The organism is Devosia naphthalenivorans, assembly GCF_003056355.1.
Classification (GTDB): Bacteria; Pseudomonadota; Alphaproteobacteria; order Rhizobiales; family Devosiaceae; genus Devosia; species Devosia naphthalenivorans.
Window position 1 is genome coordinate 120,531 of sequence record NZ_PYVW01000012.1, and the last position, 22,345, is coordinate 142,875.

At 62.7% G+C, this 22,345-nt stretch carries 20 protein-coding genes; 14 read left to right on the forward strand and 6 right to left on the reverse strand.

The window, feature by feature from the left end; genetic code table 11:
- Window positions 1-62: 62 nt before the first annotated feature.
- The 5 genes from mutS to C8264_RS15120 all read left to right on the forward strand — a co-directional run bounded on the left by mutS (window position 63) and on the right by C8264_RS15120 (window position 8,717).
- Window positions 63-2,768, forward strand: coding sequence for a DNA mismatch repair protein MutS (gene mutS / locus C8264_RS15100; protein WP_108461802.1), 2,706 nt, complete (start codon window positions 63-65; stop codon window positions 2,766-2,768).
- On the forward strand, window positions 2,749-5,547 hold the full coding sequence (locus C8264_RS15105; RefSeq protein ID WP_108461803.1) for a [protein-PII] uridylyltransferase: 2,799 nt from the start codon (window positions 2,749-2,751) through the stop codon (window positions 5,545-5,547). The genes mutS and C8264_RS15105 overlap by 20 nt, the downstream gene beginning before the upstream one ends.
- 12 nt (window positions 5,548-5,559) lie before the next feature.
- Window positions 5,560-7,125 carry a murein biosynthesis integral membrane protein MurJ gene (gene murJ / locus C8264_RS15110; protein ID WP_108461804.1) on the forward strand — a complete coding sequence of 522 codons (1,566 nt, stop codon included), beginning with the start codon at window positions 5,560-5,562 and terminating at the stop codon, window positions 7,123-7,125.
- A gap of 79 nt (window positions 7,126-7,204) precedes the next feature.
- Window positions 7,205-8,236, forward strand: coding sequence for a tryptophan--tRNA ligase (trpS, locus tag C8264_RS15115; RefSeq protein WP_108461805.1), 1,032 nt, complete (start codon window positions 7,205-7,207; stop codon window positions 8,234-8,236).
- 10 nt (window positions 8,237-8,246) lie between these two features.
- Window positions 8,247-8,717, forward strand: coding sequence for a universal stress protein (locus tag C8264_RS15120; protein ID WP_108461806.1), 471 nt, complete (start codon window positions 8,247-8,249; stop codon window positions 8,715-8,717).
- Between the two features lie 109 nt (window positions 8,718-8,826).
- On the opposite strand, the gene dnaK is transcribed toward C8264_RS15120, so the two are convergent.
- Window positions 8,827-10,740 (reverse strand): molecular chaperone DnaK, encoded by a 1,914-nt coding sequence (gene dnaK, locus C8264_RS15125; RefSeq protein ID WP_108461826.1) that lies wholly within the window; start codon window positions 10,738-10,740, stop codon window positions 8,827-8,829.
- An 813-nt stretch (window positions 10,741-11,553) separates the two neighbouring features.
- Here dnaK and pncA point away from each other — a divergent pair.
- Window positions 11,554-12,189: a bifunctional nicotinamidase/pyrazinamidase gene (pncA, locus tag C8264_RS15130; RefSeq protein ID WP_108461807.1), complete on the forward strand. Its 636-nt coding sequence runs from the start codon at window positions 11,554-11,556 to the stop codon at window positions 12,187-12,189.
- A gap of 65 nt (window positions 12,190-12,254) precedes the next feature.
- Here pncA and grpE read toward each other — a convergent pair whose 3' ends face one another.
- Together grpE and hrcA are read right to left on the reverse strand one after the other, a co-directional pair.
- Window positions 12,255-12,836: a nucleotide exchange factor GrpE gene (grpE, locus tag C8264_RS15135; RefSeq protein ID WP_425430684.1), complete on the reverse strand. Its 582-nt coding sequence runs from the start codon at window positions 12,834-12,836 to the stop codon at window positions 12,255-12,257.
- Window positions 12,837-12,907: 71 nt separating this feature from the next.
- Window positions 12,908-13,990 carry a heat-inducible transcriptional repressor HrcA gene (gene hrcA, locus C8264_RS15140; RefSeq protein WP_108461827.1) on the reverse strand — a complete coding sequence of 361 codons (1,083 nt, stop codon included), beginning with the start codon at window positions 13,988-13,990 and terminating at the stop codon, window positions 12,908-12,910.
- A gap of 141 nt (window positions 13,991-14,131) precedes the next feature.
- Here hrcA and rph point away from each other — a divergent pair, with 141 nt between their 5' ends.
- The 8 genes from rph to C8264_RS15180 all read left to right on the forward strand — a co-directional run bounded on the left by rph (window position 14,132) and on the right by C8264_RS15180 (window position 19,525).
- Entirely contained in the window at window positions 14,132-14,848 is a 717-nt protein-coding gene (gene rph, locus C8264_RS15145) for a ribonuclease PH (RefSeq protein WP_108461809.1), read from the forward strand.
- Window positions 14,849-14,984: 136 nt separating this feature from the next.
- A complete protein-coding gene (locus C8264_RS15150) occupies window positions 14,985-15,626 on the forward strand; it encodes a non-canonical purine NTP pyrophosphatase (protein WP_108461810.1) in 642 nt (213 codons plus the stop codon).
- Window positions 15,616-16,773, forward strand: coding sequence for a radical SAM family heme chaperone HemW (hemW, locus tag C8264_RS15155; protein WP_108461811.1), 1,158 nt, complete (start codon window positions 15,616-15,618; stop codon window positions 16,771-16,773). The genes C8264_RS15150 and hemW overlap by 11 nt, the downstream gene beginning before the upstream one ends.
- 153 nt (window positions 16,774-16,926) lie before the next feature.
- Entirely contained in the window at window positions 16,927-17,523 is a 597-nt protein-coding gene (gene tsaB / locus C8264_RS15160) for a tRNA (adenosine(37)-N6)-threonylcarbamoyltransferase complex dimerization subunit type 1 TsaB (RefSeq protein WP_108461812.1), read from the forward strand.
- 2 nt (window positions 17,524-17,525) lie between these two features.
- Window positions 17,526-18,005: a ribosomal protein S18-alanine N-acetyltransferase gene (gene rimI / locus C8264_RS15165; RefSeq protein WP_108461813.1), complete on the forward strand. Its 480-nt coding sequence runs from the start codon at window positions 17,526-17,528 to the stop codon at window positions 18,003-18,005.
- 9 nt (window positions 18,006-18,014) lie between these two features.
- Window positions 18,015-18,458 (forward strand): Fur family transcriptional regulator, encoded by a 444-nt coding sequence (locus C8264_RS15170; protein ID WP_108461814.1) that lies wholly within the window; start codon window positions 18,015-18,017, stop codon window positions 18,456-18,458.
- A 118-nt stretch (window positions 18,459-18,576) separates the two neighbouring features.
- On the forward strand, window positions 18,577-18,825 hold the full coding sequence (locus C8264_RS15175) for a hypothetical protein (protein ID WP_108461815.1): 249 nt from the start codon (window positions 18,577-18,579) through the stop codon (window positions 18,823-18,825).
- A 58-nt stretch (window positions 18,826-18,883) separates the two neighbouring features.
- Complete coding sequence (locus tag C8264_RS15180; protein WP_108461816.1) at window positions 18,884-19,525, forward strand: MarC family protein; 642 nt, start codon at window positions 18,884-18,886, stop codon at window positions 19,523-19,525.
- Window positions 19,526-19,705: 180 nt separating this feature from the next.
- On the opposite strand, the gene hslU is transcribed toward C8264_RS15180, so the two are convergent.
- Genes hslU through hslV form a run of 3 tightly spaced genes read right to left on the reverse strand, consistent with a single transcriptional unit; the run spans window position 19,706 to window position 22,091 of the window.
- Window positions 19,706-21,016: an ATP-dependent protease ATPase subunit HslU gene (gene hslU, locus C8264_RS15185; protein ID WP_108461817.1), complete on the reverse strand. Its 1,311-nt coding sequence runs from the start codon at window positions 21,014-21,016 to the stop codon at window positions 19,706-19,708.
- Window positions 21,013-21,534, reverse strand: coding sequence for a GNAT family N-acetyltransferase (locus C8264_RS15190; protein ID WP_162783681.1), 522 nt, complete (start codon window positions 21,532-21,534; stop codon window positions 21,013-21,015). Before C8264_RS15190 ends, hslU begins: the two co-directional genes overlap by 4 nt.
- A complete protein-coding gene (gene hslV / locus C8264_RS15195) occupies window positions 21,531-22,091 on the reverse strand; it encodes an ATP-dependent protease subunit HslV (RefSeq protein ID WP_108461818.1) in 561 nt (186 codons plus the stop codon). The genes C8264_RS15190 and hslV overlap by 4 nt, the downstream gene beginning before the upstream one ends.
- Window positions 22,092-22,345: the final 254 nt, after the last annotated feature.

Below are 22,345 nucleotides of genomic sequence, written 5' to 3' on the forward strand. Positions count from 1 at the left end.
CCGGTTGGATTTGCCTGGCAAAAGCCATAAGGTTTCGGCTTCCTCGCCGAGACCTTTTTTTGATGGACCAACAGCCGATCAAACCCGCACCAGCTCCCGTGCTGACGCCCATGATGGCGCAGTATTTCGAGATCAAGGCGGCCCATACCGGCTATCTGCTGTTTTATCGCATGGGCGATTTTTACGAGCTGTTCTTCGAGGACGCCGAAATCGCCAGCGCTGCGCTGGGGATCGTGCTGACCCGGCGCGGCAAACATCTGGAGCAGGATATCCAGATGTGCGGCGTGCCGATCCATGCCGCCAATGATTATCTCAACAAGCTGATCAAGCTGGGCCATCGCGTCGCCATCTGCGAGCAGGTGGAAGACCCCAAGGAAGCCAAGAAGCGCGGCGCCAAATCGGTGGTGAAGCGCGACGTGGTGCGCCTGATTACGGCGGGTACGTTGACCGAGGATGACCACCTCGATGCACGCGCGTCCAATTTCCTCGCCGCCTTGTCGATGGTCCGCCATGGCGATACGGACTTTGCGCTGGCCTGGGCCGATGTTTCGACGGGCGAGACTTTCACAGCAGATCTGGCGGCAGAGCAGCTGAGCGACGAGTTGGCGCGGATCGATCCGGCCGAACTGATCATGAGCGACGCCACCAAGTTGGCGCTGGTGGAAAGCCATCTGTTCGCGCCGGCATGGGTCGGCATTACCCATTTTGCGCCGGTGCAGAGCTTTGACAGCGAGGTCGCGACGGCATCGCTGCGGCAGGCTTTTCCGGCTGAAGAGTTCGACCCCACGGCCCTGTCGCGTGCCGCCCGTGGGGCGCTTGGGGCGATTATCGCCTATGTACGCGAAAGCCAGAAAGGTGCTGGCGTCATTCTGCGCGCGCCGATTGCCGAAACGGCGGCGCGGCACATGGCAATCGACCAAGCGACGCGGGCCTCGCTCGAACTGCACCAGAACCAGCGCGGGCAGCAACGGGGTTCGTTGCGGCAAGTGATCGACCTGACGGTGACGGCGCCGGGTTCGCGGCTGCTGTCGGCGCGGCTCGCGGCGCCCCTGGCCGACGCAACGGCAATCAATGACCGGCTGGATGCCGTGGGCTTGCTCGCCAATGACACGATGTTGACCGGGCGTTTGCGGACCGATCTCAAGGCTGTGCCGGACCTTGCCCGCGCCTTGACGCGGCTGGCGCTGGATCGCGGCGGACCGCGCGATCTTGCCGCGATTGGCAAGGCTGTGAGCGCCGCGAGGGCGGTTGCCGAGCACTTCGAGCGCGTCGTGGACGTTCCCGCCATCCTTGCCGATCTGTCGCGTACTTTGGCGGCGGCGCCGGTTGATCTCGCCGGCCATCTGGCAATGGCGCTGGATGACGAACTGCCCCTGCTCAGCCGCGATGGTGGTTTCGTACGCAAGGGCTATGACGCCCAGCTCGATGACGAACGGGCCCTCGCGAGCGAAACGCGCGCGGTGGTGGCGGCGCTGCAGGCCCGGCTGATGGACGAAACCGATGTTCGCTCGCTCAAGATCCGGCACAATGGCGTGCTGGGTTATTTTGTCGAGGTGCCCGCGGCGCACGGCACGAAACTGCTCGAAGAACCGCATCGGCAGAGCTTTATCCACCGGCAGACGCTGGCCAATGCCATGCGCTTCACCACCACGGAGCTTGCCGAACTCGAGGGACGAATAGCGCGGGCGCACGAGGCGGCGCTGGAGATCGAACTCAGAATCTTCGCCGCTCTTCGGCAATCGGTGCTGGACCGCACAAGCCTGCTGCGCGAATTGGCCGATGCGCTGGCCGAGCTCGATGTGACCTCGGCGCTCGCTCATCTGGCGGCCACGCGGGGCTATACCCGCCCGGAGATCGACAATTCGCTCGCCTTCCAGATTGAGGGTGGTCGCCATCCCGTGGTGGAAGAGATGGCGATGGCCGAAGGGCGCAGCTTTGTCGCCAACAATGCCGACCTGTCGGGCGATGATGCCCTTGGCGGGGGCCGGCTGTGGCTGGTGACCGGGCCCAATATGGGTGGTAAATCCACCTTCCTGCGACAGAATGCCCTGATCGCAATCCTGGCGCAGATGGGCAGCTTCGTGCCCGCAAGTTCTGCCCATATCGGGGTGATGGACCGGGTGTTTTCCCGGGTTGGCGCCAGCGACGATATTGCTCATGGGCGTTCCACCTTCATGGTGGAAATGGTGGAAACAGCCGCCATCCTCAACCGGGCAACAAGGCGCTCGCTCGTGGTGCTGGACGAGATCGGGCGCGGTACGGCGACGTTCGACGGGCTCTCCATTGCCTGGGCTGCGGTGGAAGCGCTGCATGAAACCACCGGCTGCCGGGCGCTGTTCGCAACGCACTTCCATGAACTGACCAGCCTTGCCAAGACGCTGACCCGCGTTTCCAACGTCACCATGAAGGTGCGCGAGTGGGAGGGTGACGTGGTGTTCCTCCATGAGGTGGGGCCAGGCGCCGCCGACCGCTCCTATGGCATCCAGGTGGCGCGGCTGGCGGGCCTGCCCGAACCGGTGCTGGCGCGCGCTCGCCAGGTTTTGACCGTGCTTGAGCAACGCTCGGCCGGTACCGCCTCTTCCAGCCAGAAGGCCGGCGTGCTAGACGATCTGCCACTCTTTGCGCATCAGCCGCCTCCCCGGCCTGTGCAGAAGGACCCAGTGCACTTAGCGCTCGACGCCGTTCGCCCGGACGAGATGACCCCCAAACAAGCGATCGAGATGCTCTACGAGTTGAAGAAAATCCGCGATGACGCTCGTCGAAGCTGACGCCAAGCCACGAAAACCCCAGTTTGCGCTGAAATCCGCCGAGGCCATCCTGGGCGAATTGGACATGGTCATTGGCGATGAGGCACCCAAGTCCAGTGCCGCACGGGCCGCCGTGCTGGCCCATATCCGCAAGACCCTGGCCGAAGCGCGCAAGGCCGCCGAAGCCGAATTGCTGGCCACCAGCAAGGGTTTGCGTTGCGCGCAGAACCTGTCCAACGCCCAGGACGAAATCATCTCGGCGGTGCACCTGTTCGCGACGCGCCGGGTCTATCCGGTGGACAATCCGTCGGGCGCCGAGGCCATCGCGCTTTCCGCCGTTGGCGGCTATGGCCGGGGCACGCTTGCCCCCGGCTCCGATATCGATCTGCTGTTCATCCTGCCCTACAAGCAGACGCCCTGGGGCGAACAGGTCACCGAATACGTGCTCTATATGCTCTGGGATCTCGGCCAGAAGGTCGGCCATGCCGTCCGCTCGGTGGAAGAGTGTATCCGCATGGCGCGCGCCGACATGACCGTGCGGACGGCCACGCTGGAAGCGCGGTTCCTCGCCGGCGACAAGGGCCTGTTCGACAATCTCGTGCACCGGTTCGAAACCGAGATCGTGCCCAAGACCGGACCGGAATTCATCGCCGCCAAGATGGCCGAACGCGACGAGCGCCACAAGCTGATGGGCAATACCCGCTATGTGGTGGAGCCCAATATCAAGGACGGCAAGGGCGGATTGCGCGACCTGAACACGCTGTTCTGGATCGGCAAGTATTTTTATCAGGTCAAGACCTCGCATGAATTGGTCGGCAAGGGCGTGCTCAGCGCCTCCGAGTATAGGCTGTTCTCCCGGGCGGAGGATTTCCTGTGGGCCGTGCGCTGCCATCTGCATTTCGTGACGGGCCGCGCCGAGGAAAAGCTGACCTTCGACGTTCAGCCCGAACTGTCCGAGCGGATGGGCTATGCCCAGCGCGTTGGCATGCTCGGGGTCGAGCGCTTCATGAAGCGCTATTTCCTCGTGGCCAAGGACGTTGGCGACCTGACGCGTATCTTCTGCGCGAGCCTGGAGTTCAACCACGCCAAGGACATGGATCTGGTCGGCCGCGTGCTGGCCCCGTTCCGGTCGGGCCGCTCCCGGATCAAGGGTGAGACCGATTTCATCCTCGATACGGGCCGGCTCAACATCACGCGGGCCGATGTGTTCGAGAAGGACCCGGTCAATCTGATCCGGATGTTCCTCGTGGCCGGGCGCGAACAATTGCTGTTCCACCCCGACGCCATCAAGCACATCACGCGATCGCTGGGCCTGATCGACAACAGGCTGCGCAACGATCCCAAGGCGAACGAGCATTTCCTGACCATCTTGACGGCGCCGCAATCGGTCGAGCGCATCCTGCGCCAGATGAATGAGAGCGGCGTATTGGGCAAGTTCGTGCCGGATTTCGGCAAGATCGTCGCGCTGATGCAGTTCAACATGTACCACCATTATACGGTGGACGAGCACCTGATCCGCGCCGTTGGGGTGATGGCCCAGATCGCCAATGGCGGGCTGCGCGATGAACTGCCGTTGACGCATGAATTGCTGCCACAGCTCAACGACACGCGGCTGCTCTATGTCGCGCTGTTCCTCCATGACATCGCCAAGGGCCGTCCCGAGGATCATTCCATCGCGGGGGCCCGTATTGCCCGCAGGCTCTGCCCGCGCTTTGGCCTGTCGCTGGCGGAAACCGATACGGTGTCCTGGCTGATCGAGCATCATCTTCTGATGAGCGAGATTGCACAGGCGCGCGATATCCAGGACCCCGAAACCGCCAAGGCCTTTGCCGATGTGGTGCAATCGCCGCAACGGCTGGCATTGCTGATGATCTTGACGGCCTGTGACATCAGGGCGGTGGGCCCTGGCGTGTGGAGTGGGTGGAAGGGCTCGCTGCTGCGCTCGCTCTATTATGCCACCGAGCCGCTGCTGTCGGGGGGACATTCCCAACTCACCCAGTCCGACCGCATCAACTCCGCCAAGAACCAGCTGGCAGAAGCGCTCGAAGCGTGGTCCGCTGGGGATGTCCAGGCCTATACCGGGCGGCATTACGACCATTACTGGCTGCGGGCGGAGCCCGAACTGCAGGTGGAACATGCCCGCATGATCCGCAATGCTGATATGGCAGGCGATGATTTTGCCGGCTCGATCCGCATCAAGGCCTTCGAAGGCATCACCGAGGTTAGTTTCTATACGCCGGATCACCCGCGCCTGCTGTCGCTGATCGCCGGCGCCTGCACCATGCAGGATGCTTCGATCATCGGCGCGCAGATATTCTCGACGCGCGACGGGCATGCGCTGGACACCTTCCGGCTGCGACGCGCCTTCACCTCGGACGAGGACGAGAAGGTGCGGGCAACGCGGATCATCGATACCGTCAAGCAATTGCTGCAGGGCAAGCGCACCATACTGATCGATCTGGGCAAGGAATCCCGGCATAACAAGCGCCTGAAGCCGTTTGCCTTGCCGGCGCAGGTATCCGTTTCCAACGCGCTGTCGGAGAAGTTTACGGTCATTGAAGTGTCGGGGCTCGACCGGCTGGGTCTGCTGCATTCGTTGACGCACCAGATTTCCGACCTCAACCTCACCATCGGCTCGGCGCATATCGGCACCTATGGCGAAAAGGCCGTGGACGTCTTCTACGTGACCGATCTGACGGGCCAGAAGATCATGAGCAAGCCGCGCCAGCGCAAGATCCATGATGCGCTGATGGCGGTGTTCCATCCCAAGTTGGCGGAACAGAAGGTGAGTAATGGGTAGCGGCACCCACCCATGAGCCTTTACCGCAATTTCCTCTCCGTCGGTGGACTGACTCTCCTCTCGCGCATTGCCGGCTTTGTCCGTGATGCCCTGATGGCGGCTGTGCTGGGCATCGGCCCGGTGGCTGATGCGTTCAATGCAGCGTTCCGCTTTCCCAATCTGTTCCGGCGGCTGTTTGCCGAGGGCGCGTTCAATACCGCCTTCGTGCCGATGTTTTCTACGGCACTCGAACAGAGCGGACCTGACCAGGCGCGTGCCCTGGCGGGGCGGATCATCAGCTGGCTGGTGGCGGCGGTATTGGTCGTGACCATCCTGGCCGAGATCTTCATGCCGCAGCTGATGGCGCTGTTTGTTCCGGGCTTCACCGATAATCCGGCAAAGTTCGAACTGACTGTGTTCCTCACCCGGTTGATGTTTCCGTATCTGGCCTGCATGTCGCTGATGGCAGCGTATGGCGCGATCCTCAACTCGCTTGGCCGCTTCTTTGCCGCGGCTTTCGCCCCCGTTCTGCTCAACATCGTCAACATCGGCGTCTTGGTGCCCCTGGCAATCGTCACGGTGAACGAGCAGGCCGATATTGCCTTCTGGCTGGCAATGGCCGCCCTGGCCGGAGGCGTGGCCCAGTTGGCGCTGGTATATTGGGCTATCCGTCGCGCCGGTTTTGTTCCCCGCTTGAGCCTGCCGCGGTTCAACAGCGAAGTGCGCCGGTTCTGGGTACTGGCCATTCCGGCCATCATCGCTGGGGGTATTACCCAGATCAACATTTTCGTCGGCACGGTGATTGCCTCGGGGGCCGACGACGCCATTTCCATCATCGCCAATGCCGACCGGCTTTATCAGCTGCCGCTTGGCATTATCGGCATCGCCATCGGAACGGTGCTGCTGCCCGAGTTGTCGCGTCATCTCGGGGCCGGACGAGAAGTGGAGGCACGCACGACGCAGAGCCAGTCGCTGTTGCTGTCCATGCTGTTCTCGCTGCCGGCAGCAGCAGCCCTGATGGCCATTCCGGTGCCGATCGTGCGCGTGCTGTTTGAACGCGGCCAGTTCAACGCTGCCGACACCCTGGCCGTGGGACAGACCCTGGTCGGCTTCGCCGTTGGCCTGCCCGCCTTTGTGCTGATCCGCGTGCTGCAGCCCGGCTTCTTCTCGCGCAAGGATACGGTGACCCCCACCGTGCTGGCCGGCATTTCAGTTGTCGTCAACATTGCGGTTTCGCTGCTGTTGTTTCCCAGCCTGCAATCGGTCGGCATTGCGCTTGCTACCTCGATCTCCGCCTGGATCAACGTTGCGGGGCTGGGCATCCTCCTGGCCCGGCGCGGGCACTTCCAGCTGACACTGGGCGAACTACGGCGGCACGGCCTGATCCTGCTGGCGGCACTGGTCATGGGTGCCACGCTGGTGCTGCTCAGCAATCGCGCTGCGGCGATCTTTGCTGCGGGCGGGCCGCTGCTGTTCCAGGTCGGGGCACTCGCCGCGATATGCCTGTTTTGCTCGGCGCTGTTTTTCGCCCTGGTGCATTTCAGCGGCGCGCAGCCTCTGGGTGCCGTACTCAGCCGTTTGCGCCGCCGTCGCGCCTGAGGTTTGGCCCTCCGGGATGACATTGCGGCGCATCGGATATAGATGTTCCCGACCCATCGTATTCACTCAGGCTTTCCTCATGGCATTCACGCCCCGCGTCTTTTCCGGCATCAAGCCCTCGGGCGATCTGCACCTCGGCAACTATCTGGGCGCCATTCGGCGCTTCGTGCCGCTGCAGGATACGCACGAGACGATCTATTGCGTCGTCGACATGCATGCGATCACTGTCTGGCAAGACCCCGAGGATCTGCGGCGCCGGACTTACGAGATCGCCGCCGCCTATATCGCGGCAGGGCTCGACCCGGCCAAATCCATCATCTTCAACCAGTCCAAGGTGATGGAGCACGCGGAGCTGAGCTGGATCTTCAACTGCGTTGCCCGCATGGGGTGGATGTCGCGCATGACCCAGTTCAAGGACAAGGCCGGCGAAAACAGCGAGAACGTCTCGCTGGGCCTGTTTGCCTACCCATCGCTGATGGCCGCCGATATTCTCCTCTACAAGGCCACCGGCGTTCCCGTGGGGGAAGACCAGAAGCAGCATCTGGAACTGACCCGTGACATCGCCAAGAAGTTCAACCACGATTTCCGCAAGCAGATTAGCGCCGCTGGCTTCGAGGGGGATTTCTTTCCCATCACCGAGACGCTGGCGACGGGACCCGCCATGCGGGTGAAGTCGCTCAAGGACGGCTCCAAGAAGATGAGCAAGTCCGCAGAGTCTGATCTGTCGACCATTTATATGATGGACGATGCCGACATGATCGCCAAAAAGATCAAGCGGGCGACCACGGACGCCGAGGCTTTGCCGAGCGAAGCGGCGGGGCTTGCGGGGCGGTCCGAGGCGGAGAACCTCGCGGGCATTTATGCGGCGCTCTCGAACCAGACTGTCGATCAGGTGCTGGCAGAATTCGGCGGCAAGGGCTGGGGCGCATTCAAGCCGGCGCTGGGTGAGCTTGCCGTTGCCGTGCTTTCGCCGATCGCCGAGGAAATGAAGCGGCTGGTGGCCGACCGTGGCGAGATGGACCGCATCCTGCGCGACGGAGCGGACCGAGCCCGGGCGATTGCCCAGCCGGTGATGGAAGATGTTCGCAACATTGTCGGGTTCATCCGCTAAGGGGGCAGCTATGTACGATACCGAATACAAGCGCAAATTCCTGGTCGTCATCGATGAAACCGCCGAGTGCGACCGGGCACTGACTTTTGCCGCCTATCGCGTCAAGCGGACCGGCGGCACGGTGGTGCTGATGAGCGTGGTGCAAAAGCCCGAGTTCATCGGCCTTGGCGTCGAGGACGTGCTGCGGGCCGAGGCCGTGGAACAGGCCGAGCGTAATCTGGATGCCCGGCTGGCGCGATTGCGCGATATCGGCGACGTGCGCAGCGAATCGGTGATCCGGGAAGGCGAGGCCGCCGAGGAGATCGAGCGGGTCATCGACCAGGATCAGGGGATCGCCATCCTGGTATTGGCCGCCTCCACTTCGGCCGAGGGTCCGGGGCCCCTGGTGATGCACTTTGCCGGTCGGGCGAATGCGTTGCCGATACCGCTTACCGTGGTGCCGGGGCGGATGAGCGATGATGAGATTATCGCGGTTTGCTGAGGCGGGGATAAGCGGGAATGGCCCTCAGGGGCGAGGTGAGTCGCTCAGCGCCAAACCCATGAAAAAAGGCCCGGTTTGCACCGGGCCTTTTCGTTTCGAGTGGGACTAGTTAGGCCGACTTCTTGTCGTCGTCGTCCTTGACCTCTTCGAAGTCGGCGTCGACGACGTCGTCTTCGCTGTCATCGTCGGTGCCGTTGGCCTTGGCTTCGGCTTCGGCCTGGCTTGCCTTGTACATGGCCTCGCCCAGCTTCATCGATGCCTGGGCCAGGGCCTCGGTCTTTTCCTTGATCACTTCGCCATCTTCGCCGTCGATCACGGCGCGCAGATCGGTGATCGCGGTTTCGATCGCGGTCTTGTCTTCGGCCGAGACCTTGTCGCCATATTCCTTGAGCGACTTCTCGGTCGAGTGGATCAGCGACTCGCCCTGGTTCTTGGCTTCCACGGCTTCGCGCTTCTTCTTGTCGGCTTCAGCGTTCTGCTCGGCTTCCTTGACCATCTTCTCGATGTCGGCGTCCGAAAGACCACCCGAAGCCTGGATGCGGATCTGCTGCTCCTTGCCGGTGCCCTTGTCCTTGGCCGAAACCTGCACGATGCCGTTGGCGTCGATGTCGAAGGTCACTTCGATCTGCGGCACGCCACGCGGTGCGGGCGGAATGCCGGCCAGGTCGAAATTGCCCAAGAGCTTGTTGTTAGCGGCCATTTCGCGCTCGCCCTGGAACACGCGGATGGTCACCGCGCTCTGGCTGTCTTCGGCGGTCGAGAAGGTCTGGCTCTTCTTGGTCGGGATCGTGGTGTTGCGATCGATCAGGCGGGTGAACACGCCACCCAGCGTCTCAATGCCCAGCGAGAGCGGGGTCACGTCGAGCAGGAGCACGTCCTTGACGTCGCCCTGCAGCACGCCGGCCTGGATAGCAGCGCCGAGCGCCACGACTTCGTCCGGGTTGACGCCCTTGTGCGGCTCCTTGCCGAACAGCTGCTTGACCGCTTCCTGCACCTTGGGCATGCGGCTCATGCCGCCGACCAGAACCACTTCGTCGATCTGGGAAGCCGAAACGCCGGCATCCTTCATCGCCTGCTTGCAGGGGTCGATGGTGCGCTGGATCAGGTCATCGACCAGGGTTTCGAGCTTGGAGCGGCTGAGCTTGAGCGTCAGGTGCTTTGGACCCGAAGCATCGGCGGTGATGAACGGCAGGTTGATTTCGGTCTGGGTCGAGCTCGAGAGTTCGATCTTGGCCTTTTCGGCAGCTTCCTTGAGGCGCTGCAAAGCGAGCTTGTCGGAACGAAGGTCGATGCCCTGCTCCTTCTTGAACTCGTCGGCCAGGTAATCGACCAGGCGCATGTCGAAGTCTTCACCGCCCAGGAACGTGTCGCCATTGGTGGACTTCACCTCGAACACGCCATCGCCGATTTCCAGGATGGAGATATCGAAGGTGCCGCCGCCAAGGTCATAGACCGCGATGGTGCCGGTGTTCTTCTTGTCGAGGCCATAAGCAAGCGCCGCAGCGGTGGGCTCGTTGATGATGCGGAGCACTTCAAGGCCGGCGATCTTGCCGGCGTCCTTGGTGGCCTGGCGCTGGCTGTCGTTGAAATAGGCCGGGACGGTGATAACGGCCTGCGTGACGTTCTCGCCGAGATAGGATTCGGCGGTTTCCTTCATCTTCTGCAGGATCATGGCCGAAACCTGCGAGGGCGAGTACTTGTCGCCCGAGGCTTCAACCCACGCATCGCCATTGTCGGCCTTGACGATCTTGAAGGGCACAAGGTTCTTGTCCTTGGCCACGACGGCATCGTCGAACCGGCGCCCGATCAGGCGCTTGACGGCAAACAGGGTATTTTCCGGATTGGTGACGGCCTGGCGCTTGGCTGGCTGGCCGACAAGACGCTCGCCATCCTTGGAGAAGGCGACCATCGAGGGGGTGGTGCGTCCCCCTTCCGCGTTTTCGATAATCTTGGGATTGGCGCCGTCCATAACCGCAACGCAGCTATTGGTGGTGCCTAGGTCGATACCAATGACTTTAGCCATGAACATGTAGCCTTTCTTGAGCAAACCCTTGGTGAAACCCCTTTGCGAGGCAGTCTCGTGGCCGGGAAAGCCGGGTTCCTTGCAATTGAAATATGCCCATTGCTGGGCCTTGGGCGTATATAGGGGGGTGGCCGGAACGCTTCAAGCAGCTTGGCGCAGACTTTGTGCCTTAATTCCCTTGCGGAAACCGGTTTGCGTGCTGGTGGTGGAGCGGGCGTGCGGAAGCGCCGCCTCCCCTGCGGTTTTGATCAGCGTGCACGTGGCGAGGCCCTGCCCCGGTAAGTTTTAGTGTGTGAGACAAAGCCTCGCCACATGCGATGGGATTTTCTGGCGCGCGCGACTCTGGCCTCGGAGCGTCAATAGCCCGGCGACACTTCCGCTTGCCTGCGGGGATCACGACATCCCCGCCCCATCTGACAACAACACTAGCCGGTTCGCGCGACCCGCTGGGCGTGAGGTTGGTATGGGTGAGGATAGTGTGTGGGGGATGGAGGGGGAGAAGATGGATAGAGTTGGGGTAAGGCGATCAAGGCTCTATCGTCCCCTCACCCGGCGCTGCGCGCCAACCTCTCCCCGGAGGGGCGAGGTGAACCGGTGCCTGCCATGCCATCTGCGATAGCCCAGCCTCCACTCGCTCGGCCTCGAGGTTCGACAGGCTCACCATGAGGCCTTTGGGAATATCGTGTGGTTGAGAAGTATGAAGCCCGGGACCGTCCGGGACGGTGGTCGCACCTTCACGATGCACAAGGGGCCTTCTCGACAATTGCGAGCGAACGGTCATAACTGCCCCGGTGCAAACAAGGGGATGCCGCCATGACGATCGAGATTTCACCCGAGGACGTGTTGGTGGTTGTCGACATGCAGTATGATTTCCTGCCCGGCGGCAGCCTGGCGGTGGCTGGTGGCGATGAGATCGTGCCGTTGATCAATACGCTGGGGCGTCATTTTGGCAATGTGGTGCTGACCCAGGACTGGCACCCGGCGGAGCATGTTTCCTTTGCCAGCCAGCACGATGGCAAGGCGCCGTTTGAAACCATCGAACTCGATTATGGCACTCAGGTGCTTTGGCCCGACCATTGCGTGTGGGGCACGCCCGGCGCTGAACTGTCCCGCGAGCTTGCGCTGCCGCATGCGCAATTGATCATCCGCAAGGGCTATAACCGGCTGATCGACAGCTATTCGGGGTTCCAGGAGGCCGACCGGCAGACGCTCACGGGGCTTGCCGGATATCTCAATGAGCGCGATGTCGGGCGGTTGTTTCTGGTTGGGTTGGCAACCGATTTCTGCGTGGCCTGGACCGCCATCGATGGCGCGGCTGCCGGCTACGACGTGACGGTGATCGAGGACGCAACCCGGGCAATCGACAATGCCGGATCGCTTGGACAGGCCTGGGCGGACATGGCGGACGCCGGGGTGGCGCGGATCATGAGCAAGGATATTTTGGGTTAGGCCGGCCCACAAATGCAAATCCCCGCCGGAGCGGGGATTCACGTGAAACTTTTTAGCCTTGAGGCTCAGGCGCTCTTGTCGACGGCTTCGTCGGCCGGGGCCTGGCTCGGGCCGCCCTTGGCGACGCCCACCATGGCGGGACGCAGCACGCGGTCGCCGATGGCAAAGCCCGCCTGCACGACCTGTACGACGGTGCCTTCGGGACGGGTGGGATCGGGCACTTCGAACATGGCCTGGTGCTTGTGGGGGTCGAACTTCTGCCCCTCGGCCTCGATCGGCTTGACACCGTGCTTGGCCAGCAGGCGCTGCATTTCGCGCTCGGCCAGCTCGATACCTTCGATCAGGCTCTTGGTGGTCGCGTCTCCGCTTTCGCGCGCTTCGGCGGGAAGCATCACCAGGGCGCGGCTCAGCGCGTCGGTGGCGCTCAGCATGTCGCGGGCAAAGCCGGAAATGGCATAAGAGCGTGTGTCATTGACGTCGCGCTCGGTGCGCTTGCGCAGGTTTTCCATCTCCGCGATGGTGCGCAGCACCCGGTCCTTGAGCTCGGCGTTTTCGGCCTGCAGCGCTTCGATCGGATCAACCTCGGGCTGTTCGACCTCGGTTTCGAACTCGTTCGTTTCGCCGGAGGCGGCGTTCTCGTCGCTCATCATTATTCTATTTTCCGCATGTGTAAGGGGGTTAACGCCGATATCGGCCAGAATGGTCGGGTTTTCAACCCTCAGCTGTTATTGCGCTTGCGCGCCATCATCGCCGTAATGACGTGGGCGGTGTAGTCGACTACGGGCACGATGCGGGCATAATTGAGCCGCGTGGGGCCGATAACGCCCAGCACGCCAACGACCTTGTCATTGGCATCCTTGTAGGGCGAGAGGATCACCGAGGAGCCGGAAAGCGAAAACAGCTTGTTTTCCGAGCCGATGAAGATGCGCACGCCTTGGGCCTTCTCGGCATCGCCCAATAGCTCCAGCAGGCCGTCCTTGCTTTCCAGTTCATCGAATAATTGCCGCATGCGCAGCAATTCGTCCGATGCCATGGTGTCGTTGATGAGATTGGCGCGGCCGCGCACGATCACGGTCGGGGTGCTGGTCGCACTCTCCTGGCTGAGGGTGGCGATGCCGGCATCCACCAGCTTCTGCGTCAATTCGTCCAGCTCGGCCCGCTGCTCGGCGCGTTGTTCGGCAAGGATCTTGCGGGCTTCGGCGATGGTGCGGCCCACCACATGATGGGCGAGGTAATTGCCCGCCTGCGTCAGGGCGCTGGCGGTGAGACCTGGCGGGGTATCCATGATGCGGTTTTCCACCTGGCCGTCTTCACCAACCAGGATCGCCATGGCGCGGGTGGCATCGAGCCGCACGAATTCGAGGTGCCGCAGCACCATGTCGGCCTTGGTGGCGATGACGACGCCGGCGCCCTGGCTGAGCCCGCTCAGCAATTGGCTGGCCTCGGTCAGCACATCCTCGACCTGCCCCTGGCGCTGTCCCTGGATGGACTTGGCGATTTGGCTGCGTTCGGTTTCGTTGACGGCGCCGACTTCGAGCATGGCATCGACGAAAAACCGCAATCCCTCCTGGGTCGGCGCGCGGCCGGCGGAGGTGTGCGGCGCGGCGATCAGGCCGAGGTCCTCGAGGTCGGCCATGACATTGCGGACCGAGGCCGGCGACAGGCCGGTCTGCAGCATGCGGGACAGATCGCGCGAGCCGACGGGCGAGCCAGTGTCGAGGTATCGCTCCACGATCTTGCGGAAAATATCCTGGCTGCGGGCGTTGAGCACGCTCAAAAAATCTTCTGGGGGCTTGCTCATGCGGATTTTGATAAAATCGTCCACTTTAACCGTGAGCCACCATTTAAGCGCAATACGGCCCTGCGCCAAGCCACTGCGGCTTGTGAGCGGGTCCGATGAGGGTTAAGAGGCGGTTAATAGTAATTTCTGCATGGATTATTGATGCGCCCTTCAGGACGTGAGCCGAACCAGATGCGCGCCGTGACTTTCGAACGCGGTGTCGCGCAAAAGGCGGAAGGCTCGTGCCTCGTCTCGTTCGGGAACACCAAGGTGCTGGTGACGGCGTCGGTGGAAACCAGCCTGCCCGGTTGGCTGCGCGGCAAGGGCCAGGGCTGGGTGACGGCCGAATATGGCATGCTGCCCCGCGCCACCGGCTCCCGCACCCGCCGCGAGGCGACGGCCGGCAAACAATCGGGCCGCACCCAGGAAATCCAGCGCCTGATCGGGCGCTCGCTGCGTGCGATCGTCGATCTGCAGATGCTCGGTGAAAACCAGATCACCGTGGATTGTGACGTGCTCGAAGCCGATGGCGGCACGCGGACGGCCTCCATCACCGGCGCCTATGTGGCGCTGGCCGAAGCGCTGCGCTGGATGGACGAGCGCAAGCTGACCCGGGGCAATGCCCTGCGCGATTCGGTGGCGGCGGTATCCTGCGGCATCTATCGCGGCGCGCCGGTGCTGGACCTCGACTATCTTGAGGACGTAGAAGCCCACACCGATGCCAATTTCGTGATGACGGGCTCGGGCAAGTTCGTGGAAATCCAGGGGACGGCCGAACAGGTGCCGTTCTCGCGCGATGAATTGAACGCGCTGATGGCCCTGGCCGAACAAGGCATCGGAGACCTTACTGAAATGCAGCAGACGGTATTGCAGTCATGATCGGTTGGCTCCTCAAGAAAGTCGCATCCGCGCCCGCGCAGCAGCCGCAAGCAAACCAGGCACCGGCGCCCGAGCGCTGCGCGCTCTGGCATGATGTCTCGCGGGCACTCGATGCCAAGCCAAAGAGTGCAACCAAGTGAGCCTCCCCAAACTTCGCCCCGGTGACCGGCTGGTGCTGGCTTCCCACAACAAGGGCAAGCTGGCGGAATTCCAGGAATTGTTCGAGCCCTTCGGGCTGGAGCTGATTTCAGCGGCGGAACTGGACCTGCCCGAACCGGAAGAAACCGGCACCACTTTCGCCGAAAACGCCCGCATCAAGGCTCATGCCGCTGCCCAAGGCGCCGGCATGCTGGCGCTGAGCGACGATTCGGGCCTGTGCGTGGATGCGCTCAACGGCGATCCCGGGGTTTATACGGCCGACTGGGCCGGTGTGCCGCGCAATTTCGATCACGCCATGAAACGAGTTGAGGATGCGCTGCAGGCGGCCAACGCGACCTCGCCCGCGCAACGGCGCGCTTATTTCAACGCCACGCTGTGCCTGGCCCATCCCGATGGACGGGACGTGCTCTATGTCGGCAAGTGCGATGGCATGCTGGTCTGGCCGCCGCGTGGGGAAAACGGTCATGGCTACGACCCGGTCTTCATGCCCGATGGCTATGACATCACCTTCGGCCAGATGCCGGCCGAAATGAAGCATAGCTGGAGCCGGGGAAACCAGGGGCTCAGCCACCGCGCGCGGGCCTTTGCACAATTCGTGGAACACCAGATTGAGCGCTAGGGGCAACGATCTTTTCGGCGTCTATATTCACTGGCCCTTCTGCGCCAGCAAATGCCCCTATTGCGACTTCAATAGCCATGTTCATCGCGGCCCGTTCGACGAGGACGGCTATGTCGCGGCCTATGAGCGCGAGATTGCGCATGCGGCGGCATTGGCGCCCGGCCGGGTCGTGCAATCGATCTTTTTTGGTGGTGGCACGCCTTCGCTGATGTCGCCCAATGCGGCAGGCCGGATCATCGACGCGGTTGCCCGGCACTGGACGGTGGAGCCGAAGGCCGAAATCACGCTGGAGGCCAACCCCACCAGCGTCGAAGTCGATCGCTTCAAGGGTTTCCGCACTGCCGGGGTCAATCGGGTCTCGCTGGGCGTGCAATCGCTGCGCGAGGGGCCGCTGGCCGAACTTGGCCGCCGTCACAGCGTGGATGAGGCCATAGCCGCGGTGCGGATCGCGCAGAGCGTTTTCGAGCGCTCGAGCTTTGATCTGATCTATGCCCGCCCCAAGCAGACGCTGGAAGACTGGGAAGACGAGCTCAAGGAAGCGCTGTGGATGGCGCGGGGCCATATCAGCCTTTACCAGCTGACCATCGAGCAGGGCACGCGCTATTTCGACCTGCACCGGGCCGGCAAGCTGCAGATGCCCGACGAGGATCTGGCGGCGGATTTTTATGAGCTGACGCAGGAATTGACGGCCGAAGCCGGCCTGCCGGCCTACGAGATTTCCAACCACGCGCGGCCGGGCCAGGAAAGCGAACACAATCTGCTCTATTGGCGCTATGGCGAATATGCCGGCATTGGTCCGGGTGCGCATGGCCGGTTGATGATCAACAACCAGCGCCACGCCACGGCCGCCGAAAAGATGCCGTTCGACTGGCAGAAAAAGGTCGTCAGCGCCGGGCATGGCATGGTCGTGGACGACGTGCTGACCTGGGAAGAACAGGGCGACGAGTTCCTGGTGATGGGCCTGCGCCTCAAGGAAGGCATCTCGCCTTCGCGCTTCACCGCCATTTCCGGCCGGCAGATTTCGCCGCGCCAGATCGATGCGCTCAAGGGTTATGGATTCGTCGAGACCTTGCCCAATGGGAATATCAGGGTCACCGATCGGGGTTGGCCGGTGCTGGATGCGGTGGTTGCCGATCTTGCGGCCTGAGCCTGCTCTCCTCACGGCGTCATTGCGAAAGCGGGAATCTCACTTCACTGCCGGACGGAAGTGGGATTCCCGCTTTCGCGGGAATGACGTGGTGGCAGATGGGAATGGCGCGGTGGAAGATTGCAGTGATGCGTTGGCGAGGGGAGCGGAAGCATGACCACCATCCTTGCCATCGACACCGCTGCCCCGCGTCTGCAATTGGCGCTGCTGCTGCCTGACGGGCCGGTGTATGTGTCGGTGGATGAAATCGCCACCGGCCATGCCGAACTGATTTTCACGCGCATTGGCGAGCTTCTGGAGCGCAATGGGGTCGGTTATCCGGATTTGACGCGCGTGGTTACCACCACCGGCCCGGGCTCGTTCACCGGCCTGCGCATCGGGCTCTCTGCAGCGCGGGGACTGGCGCTGGCGCGGTCTATTCCCGTCATCGGCGTGCCGAGCCTGTTGGCGTTGTCGCTGGCCGTGCCGGGCCCATCGACCGTGCTGCTCGACGCGCGCCGGGGTGAAGCCTATTTCCAGAGCTTTGCCGGCGCCGGCGAACCCACGAGCGCGCCCATGCTGCTGGCCATGGAAGCGGCGCGAGAGGCTATCGTTCCCGGCTCGACGCTGATCGAATCCCCTTTTGTCGATATTGCGTTGGTGGCGCGCTACGGCGCAACAGCCGATCCGGCAGCGCATCCGCCCGAGGCGAGCTATGTGCGGGACGCAGACGCCAAGCCGCAGACGGCAGCGCGTATCCAGAGGCTTTAGCCATGATGAAACTCTGGATGGCGCCGGCTGGGCTCCATATCGAACCCGGCCAGACGCGGGACGCCCGGGACCTTGCGCGCATCCATGCTACCGGATTCTACCGCGGCTGGCCCGAGGCGGAGTTTGCCAGTTTCCTCAGCGAACCCGGTACACCGGTCTATGTCGCCCGTGATGCCAAGCGGCGCATCGCCGGTTTTGCGCTGATCCGCATCGCGGCCGATGAGGCGGAACTGCTGACCATTGCGGTGGACCCCAAATGGCGCGGCAGGAAGATCGGGCAGGCACTGCTGCGAGCCGCGTTCGACGACCTGCTGATGAGCCCTGCCAGGCGCATGTTTCTGGAGGTCAGCGAGGAGAACGCCGCCGCCATAAAGCTTTATACGCGCGAGGGGTTTAGCACCATTTCGAGGCGCCAGGGTTATTACCCCAAGCCGGATGGCTCGGCGGCGACGGCGCTTGTCATGGCGCGTGATCTTGGGTAACCCGGTTCGATGAGCAAGAGCCCCAATGAACCGACCCTCGAGGAAGCCTGCGTGCAAAAAGGCATGCGGATGACCGACCAGCGGCGGATTATCGCTCAGGTGATCGAAGCCGCCTCCGACCACCCCGACGTCGAAGAGCTCTATCGCCGCGCTTCGGCCGTCGATGACCGGATCTCGCTTTCCACGGTCTATCGGACGGTCAACCTCTTTGAGGAAGCGGGGCTTGTGACCAAGCACGACTTCAAGGACGGGCGGGCGCGCTTCGAACTCATCCCCGATGAGCACCATGACCATCTGATCGATATTCGTTCCGGCACCGTCATCGAGTTCCGCAACGAGGAAATCGAGGCGATCCAGGAAGTCATTGCCAAGCGGCTCGGCTACCGGCTGGTGGATCACCGGCTCGAACTTTATGCCGTGCCAATCGATGGTGGCGACAAGGGCAAGAAGTAGCTTCCGCGCAGGGATCGGGCGTTCGCTAAAATGCTGCGGGTTAAGGCTAATGCCGGCCTGCGCTTGGGCGTTAAGCTTTGATTAGCTATAGATTTGCCAGCACTCGAGTGGGGTTGGCATGGTCTGGCAAGTGGCGGCGATCTGGATCATCGTTATCACGACTTTGCTCTGGTTCAACCGGGACGAACGTCGTGCCCAAGCGGCAAGGCTGGAGCGGCGGGCCCGCTATTTTGCCCATGCGCCGCAATATCGCTATGTGCCCCGCACGCCAGTTCCGATCATTCCACCAAAACGCCGTATCGGCTCGCTATTGCGCAGCGACCAGGCTTTCTTTGCGGATTTTCTGAGCCAGCGCGCCAAGCACTAGGGGTGGGCAAGGCGGGCTGAACCCGCTATCGCTAGCCGGAGCCTTCCGGAGCAGCGTCATGCCCACAACCACCTTCTTTGTTGCCTTTGCAACGCTTTTTGCCACCGTGGGCGTGGCCGATATCGCGTTTATCTTCGCGGCGCTGACCAAGCGCAATACGGCCAAGGAACGCTTTGCCTTCGCGACGCGCGGCGTACTGATCGCCACCGGCATCCTGTTGCTGTTCGCGGTGCTGGGCAATCCGATCTTGGAAGTCTTCGGCATCACCATTCCGGCGTTGCGCACGGCTGGTGGCCTGCTGCTGTTCCTGATCGCCATCGACATGGTTTTTGCCCGCCATTCGGGCGGCACCGGCACGACCGACGAGGAAGAAGTGGAGGCCCGCCAGCGCGACGATATCGCCGTGTTTCCGCTCGCCATGCCGCTATTGGCCGGCCCGGGCGCGATCAGTGCGGTGATCCTTTTGACCACCGGGACCACCAGCACGGCCGAATTCTGGGCCGTGCTTGTGGCGATCGTGGTGATCCTGTTCCTGGCCTGGTTGACGCTGTTGGTCGCCATTCCCATCCAGCGCCTGCTCGGGGTTACGGGCCTTGCGGTGGTGTCGCGCGTGGTGGGGATTTTGCTGGCCGCGCTGGCGGTGCAGTTTGTGTTCGATGGGGTGAGGACCAGCGGGTTGCTGGGACCGGTGGCGGGGTAGCACTCATCTGCTATCGTATCCAACCTCCCACCGGGTTGCCCTCGGACGTGATCCGAGGGCCACTATCAGCCCGGTACAAGCGGCCAACGGCCCTCGGATCAAGTCCGAGGGCAGCGCCGTGGGTTTGATCGCCCGGTGGGTGCGTTGAATTGCGCTTCAAGGCGCTTGGGTGTTTGCCCCCTACAGCACGAACTTGCTCAGGTCCGTGTCGCCGGCGAGCACGCCGACCTTTTCGGCGACGAAGGCCGCATCGATCAGAATAGTCTGGCCCTGCTTGTCCGGGGCTTCGAAGCTGATGTCTTCCACCAGCCGCTCCATCACCGTCTGCAGGCGCCGGGCGCCGATGTTTTCGACCGAATTGTTGACCTTGACCGCAGCGTCGGCAATCGCCTCGATTGCGTCCTGCGTGAAGTCCAGGGTGACCCCTTCGGTGCCCATCAATGCCACATACTGCTTGATGAGGCTGGCGTCCGTATCGTTGAGGATGCGGATGAAATCCTCGCGCGTGAGGGCCTTGAGCTCGACCCGGATCGGCAGGCGGCCCTGCAATTCCGGCAGCAGATCGCTTGGTTTGCTGACATGGAAGGCGCCCGAGGCGATGAACAGGATGTGGTCGGTTTTGACCGGACCGTATTTGGTGGAAACCGTGGTGCCTTCGATCAGCGGCAGCAGGTCACGCTGCACGCCTTCGCGGGACGGGCCGCCCTGGGCGCCGCCTTCGCGATGGGCGACCTTGTCGATCTCGTCGATAAAGACAATGCCGTGGTTTTCGACGAGTTCGATAGCCTCGGTCTTGAGCTGATCCTGATCGAGCAGCTTGTCTGCTTCTTCGGCGATAAGCGGCTCATAAGCGTCCTTGACCTTGATCTTGCGCTTGACCCCACGCCCGCCCATGGCGGACTTGAACATGTCCGACAGGTTGATCATGCCGATGCCGCCATTGGGCATGCCGGGGATCTCGAAGCCACCGGTGTTGGGGGCCGGGCTCATCTCGATCTCGATCTCGTTGTCATCGATCTCGTTGTTGCGCAGCTTGCGGCGGAACGAATCGCGGGTGGATGGGGCGGCCGATTGGCCGACCAGCGCATCGAGCACGCGGTCTTCGGCATTCTGGTGCGCCTGGGCCTGAACGTCGGCCCGGCGGCGGTCGCGCAGCACGGTAATGCCGGCCTCAACGAGATCGCGGATGATCTGCTCGACGTCGCGCCCGACATAGCCCACTTCGGTGAACTTGGTGGCTTCGACCTTGATGAATGGCGCCTGTGCCAGCCGCGCAAGGCGGCGGGAAATCTCGGTCTTGCCGACGCCGGTCGGCCCGATCATCAGGATGTTCTTGGGTGTCACCTCGCGGCGCAGCTCGGGCGGGAGCTGCTGACGGCGCCAGCGATTGCGCAGGGCCACGGCCACGGCGCGCTTGGCATCGTCCTGGCCCACGATATTGCGGTCGAGTTCGGAAACGATCTCGCGCGGGGAGAAATTGGTTTCAGTCATTGTTCTGTCTTTCCTGGTGCCTTGTCTAGAAAGCGCACCATCAGGTGTTCGTCGATAAATCGACCGTTCACAAACAGGGCCCGGGGTTCGGTCCCGTAGATTTCGAACCCGGCCTTTTGGTAGAGGCGGACTGCCGGTGTGTTGTATGCGCCGACGCCCAGGTGAACCTGCGTTCGGCCCAGGATACGTGCATGATCGAGGACCGCCTCGATCAAGGGCAGCGCACACCCGGTTCCGCGAGCCTGCGGAGCGAGGTACACGGTATAGAGATTGCCGATGTGCCGTCGCTTGGCCCCGTCGTCCCAGAACAATCCGGCCAAGCCGCACAGGGCGCCGTCCACGAAGACGCCGAACACCGCGCTCGTGGTGAGCTGCGCGGTGAAGGTTCCGAGCGGCCGCTGGCTTTCCTCGGTGTGATCGCCACCGAATGCCTCAGGGCTGTCGGCCAGCGCCGCCAGCCTGAGCGTGCGAAATGCCTCGGCCTCGGCGGCGCCCAGCTGGCGGATCGAATGGTTCACGCGTTGAGCTCGATGGTTTCGAGGGTGACGTTGCCATTGGTGTAGACGCAGATTTCTTCGGCGATCTTCATGGCGCGACGGGCGATATCTTCGGCGTCGAGCTCGGTTGCCTGATGCAGGGCCAGCGCTGCCGAATGGGCATAATTGCCGCCCGAGCCAATGGCGATGACGCCGTGATCCGGGGTCAGCACGTCGCCGGTGCCGGTCAAAACCAGGGTGTCGGTCTTGTCGGCGACAATCATCATGGCTTCCAGCTTGCGCAAATAGCGGTCGGTGCGCCAATCCTTGGCGAGCTCGACGGCGGCGCGCATCAGCTGGTCGGGATATTGCTCGAGCTTGGCTTCAAGCCGCTCGAACAGGGTGAAGGCGTCGGCCGTGGAGCCGGCGAAACCGCCGATTACCTTGCCGCCGGCCAGGCGCCGAACCTTCTTGGCGCCGTGCTTCATCACGGTCTGGCCCATGGAAACCTGGCCATCGCCGGCCACCACGACCTTGTTGCCCTTGCGCACGGAAACGATCGTCGTCCCGTGCCACCCGGGGGAATTACTGTCACTCATAGGGGAGGTACTCCAGAACTGTTGGGTGATATTTAGGGGGCTGCGGGCGGATTGCAATGCAGCGTGATGTTGGCCTGGCAGGAAGCCAGGGTGAGGGTGCGATGCTGGGACATCACCCATCTTGCAGCATCGCACCCCTCACCCGGCGCTGCGCGCCGACCTCTCCCCTGAGCAACCGTGTTTGGTGTCAATCCATGTTGGTTTTCCATAGGGTATTGCTGGCGAGCACGGCGTTGGCGGTTATGATGAGCTTT

Coding starts and splice junctions, on each gene's coding strand:
- hslV (WP_108461818.1), bottom strand. CDS start 22,091: ATGAGTGACAGTAATTCCCCCGGGTGGCACGGGACGACGATCGTTTCC.
- rimI (WP_108461813.1), top strand. CDS start 17,526: ATGATGAAACTCTGGATGGCGCCGGCTGGGCTCCATATCGAACCCGGC.
- C8264_RS15120 (WP_108461806.1), top strand. CDS start 8,247: ATGTACGATACCGAATACAAGCGCAAATTCCTGGTCGTCATCGATGAA.
- C8264_RS15180 (WP_108461816.1), top strand. CDS start 18,884: ATGCCCACAACCACCTTCTTTGTTGCCTTTGCAACGCTTTTTGCCACC.
- tsaB (WP_108461812.1), top strand. CDS start 16,927: ATGACCACCATCCTTGCCATCGACACCGCTGCCCCGCGTCTGCAATTG.
- pncA (WP_108461807.1), top strand. CDS start 11,554: ATGACGATCGAGATTTCACCCGAGGACGTGTTGGTGGTTGTCGACATG.
- C8264_RS15175 (WP_108461815.1), top strand. CDS start 18,577: ATGGTCTGGCAAGTGGCGGCGATCTGGATCATCGTTATCACGACTTTG.
- hslU (WP_108461817.1), bottom strand. CDS start 21,016: ATGACTGAAACCAATTTCTCCCCGCGCGAGATCGTTTCCGAACTCGAC.
- C8264_RS15170 (WP_108461814.1), top strand. CDS start 18,015: ATGAGCAAGAGCCCCAATGAACCGACCCTCGAGGAAGCCTGCGTGCAA.
- rph (WP_108461809.1), top strand. CDS start 14,132: ATGCGCCCTTCAGGACGTGAGCCGAACCAGATGCGCGCCGTGACTTTC.
- C8264_RS15105 (WP_108461803.1), top strand. CDS start 2,749: ATGACGCTCGTCGAAGCTGACGCCAAGCCACGAAAACCCCAGTTTGCG.
- hrcA (WP_108461827.1), bottom strand. CDS start 13,990: ATGAGCAAGCCCCCAGAAGATTTTTTGAGCGTGCTCAACGCCCGCAGC.
- grpE (WP_425430684.1), bottom strand. CDS start 12,836: ATGAGCGACGAGAACGCCGCCTCCGGCGAAACGAACGAGTTCGAAACC.
- murJ (WP_108461804.1), top strand. CDS start 5,560: ATGAGCCTTTACCGCAATTTCCTCTCCGTCGGTGGACTGACTCTCCTC.
- trpS (WP_108461805.1), top strand. CDS start 7,205: ATGGCATTCACGCCCCGCGTCTTTTCCGGCATCAAGCCCTCGGGCGAT.
- dnaK (WP_108461826.1), bottom strand. CDS start 10,740: ATGGCTAAAGTCATTGGTATCGACCTAGGCACCACCAATAGCTGCGTT.
- mutS (WP_108461802.1), top strand. CDS start 63: ATGGACCAACAGCCGATCAAACCCGCACCAGCTCCCGTGCTGACGCCC.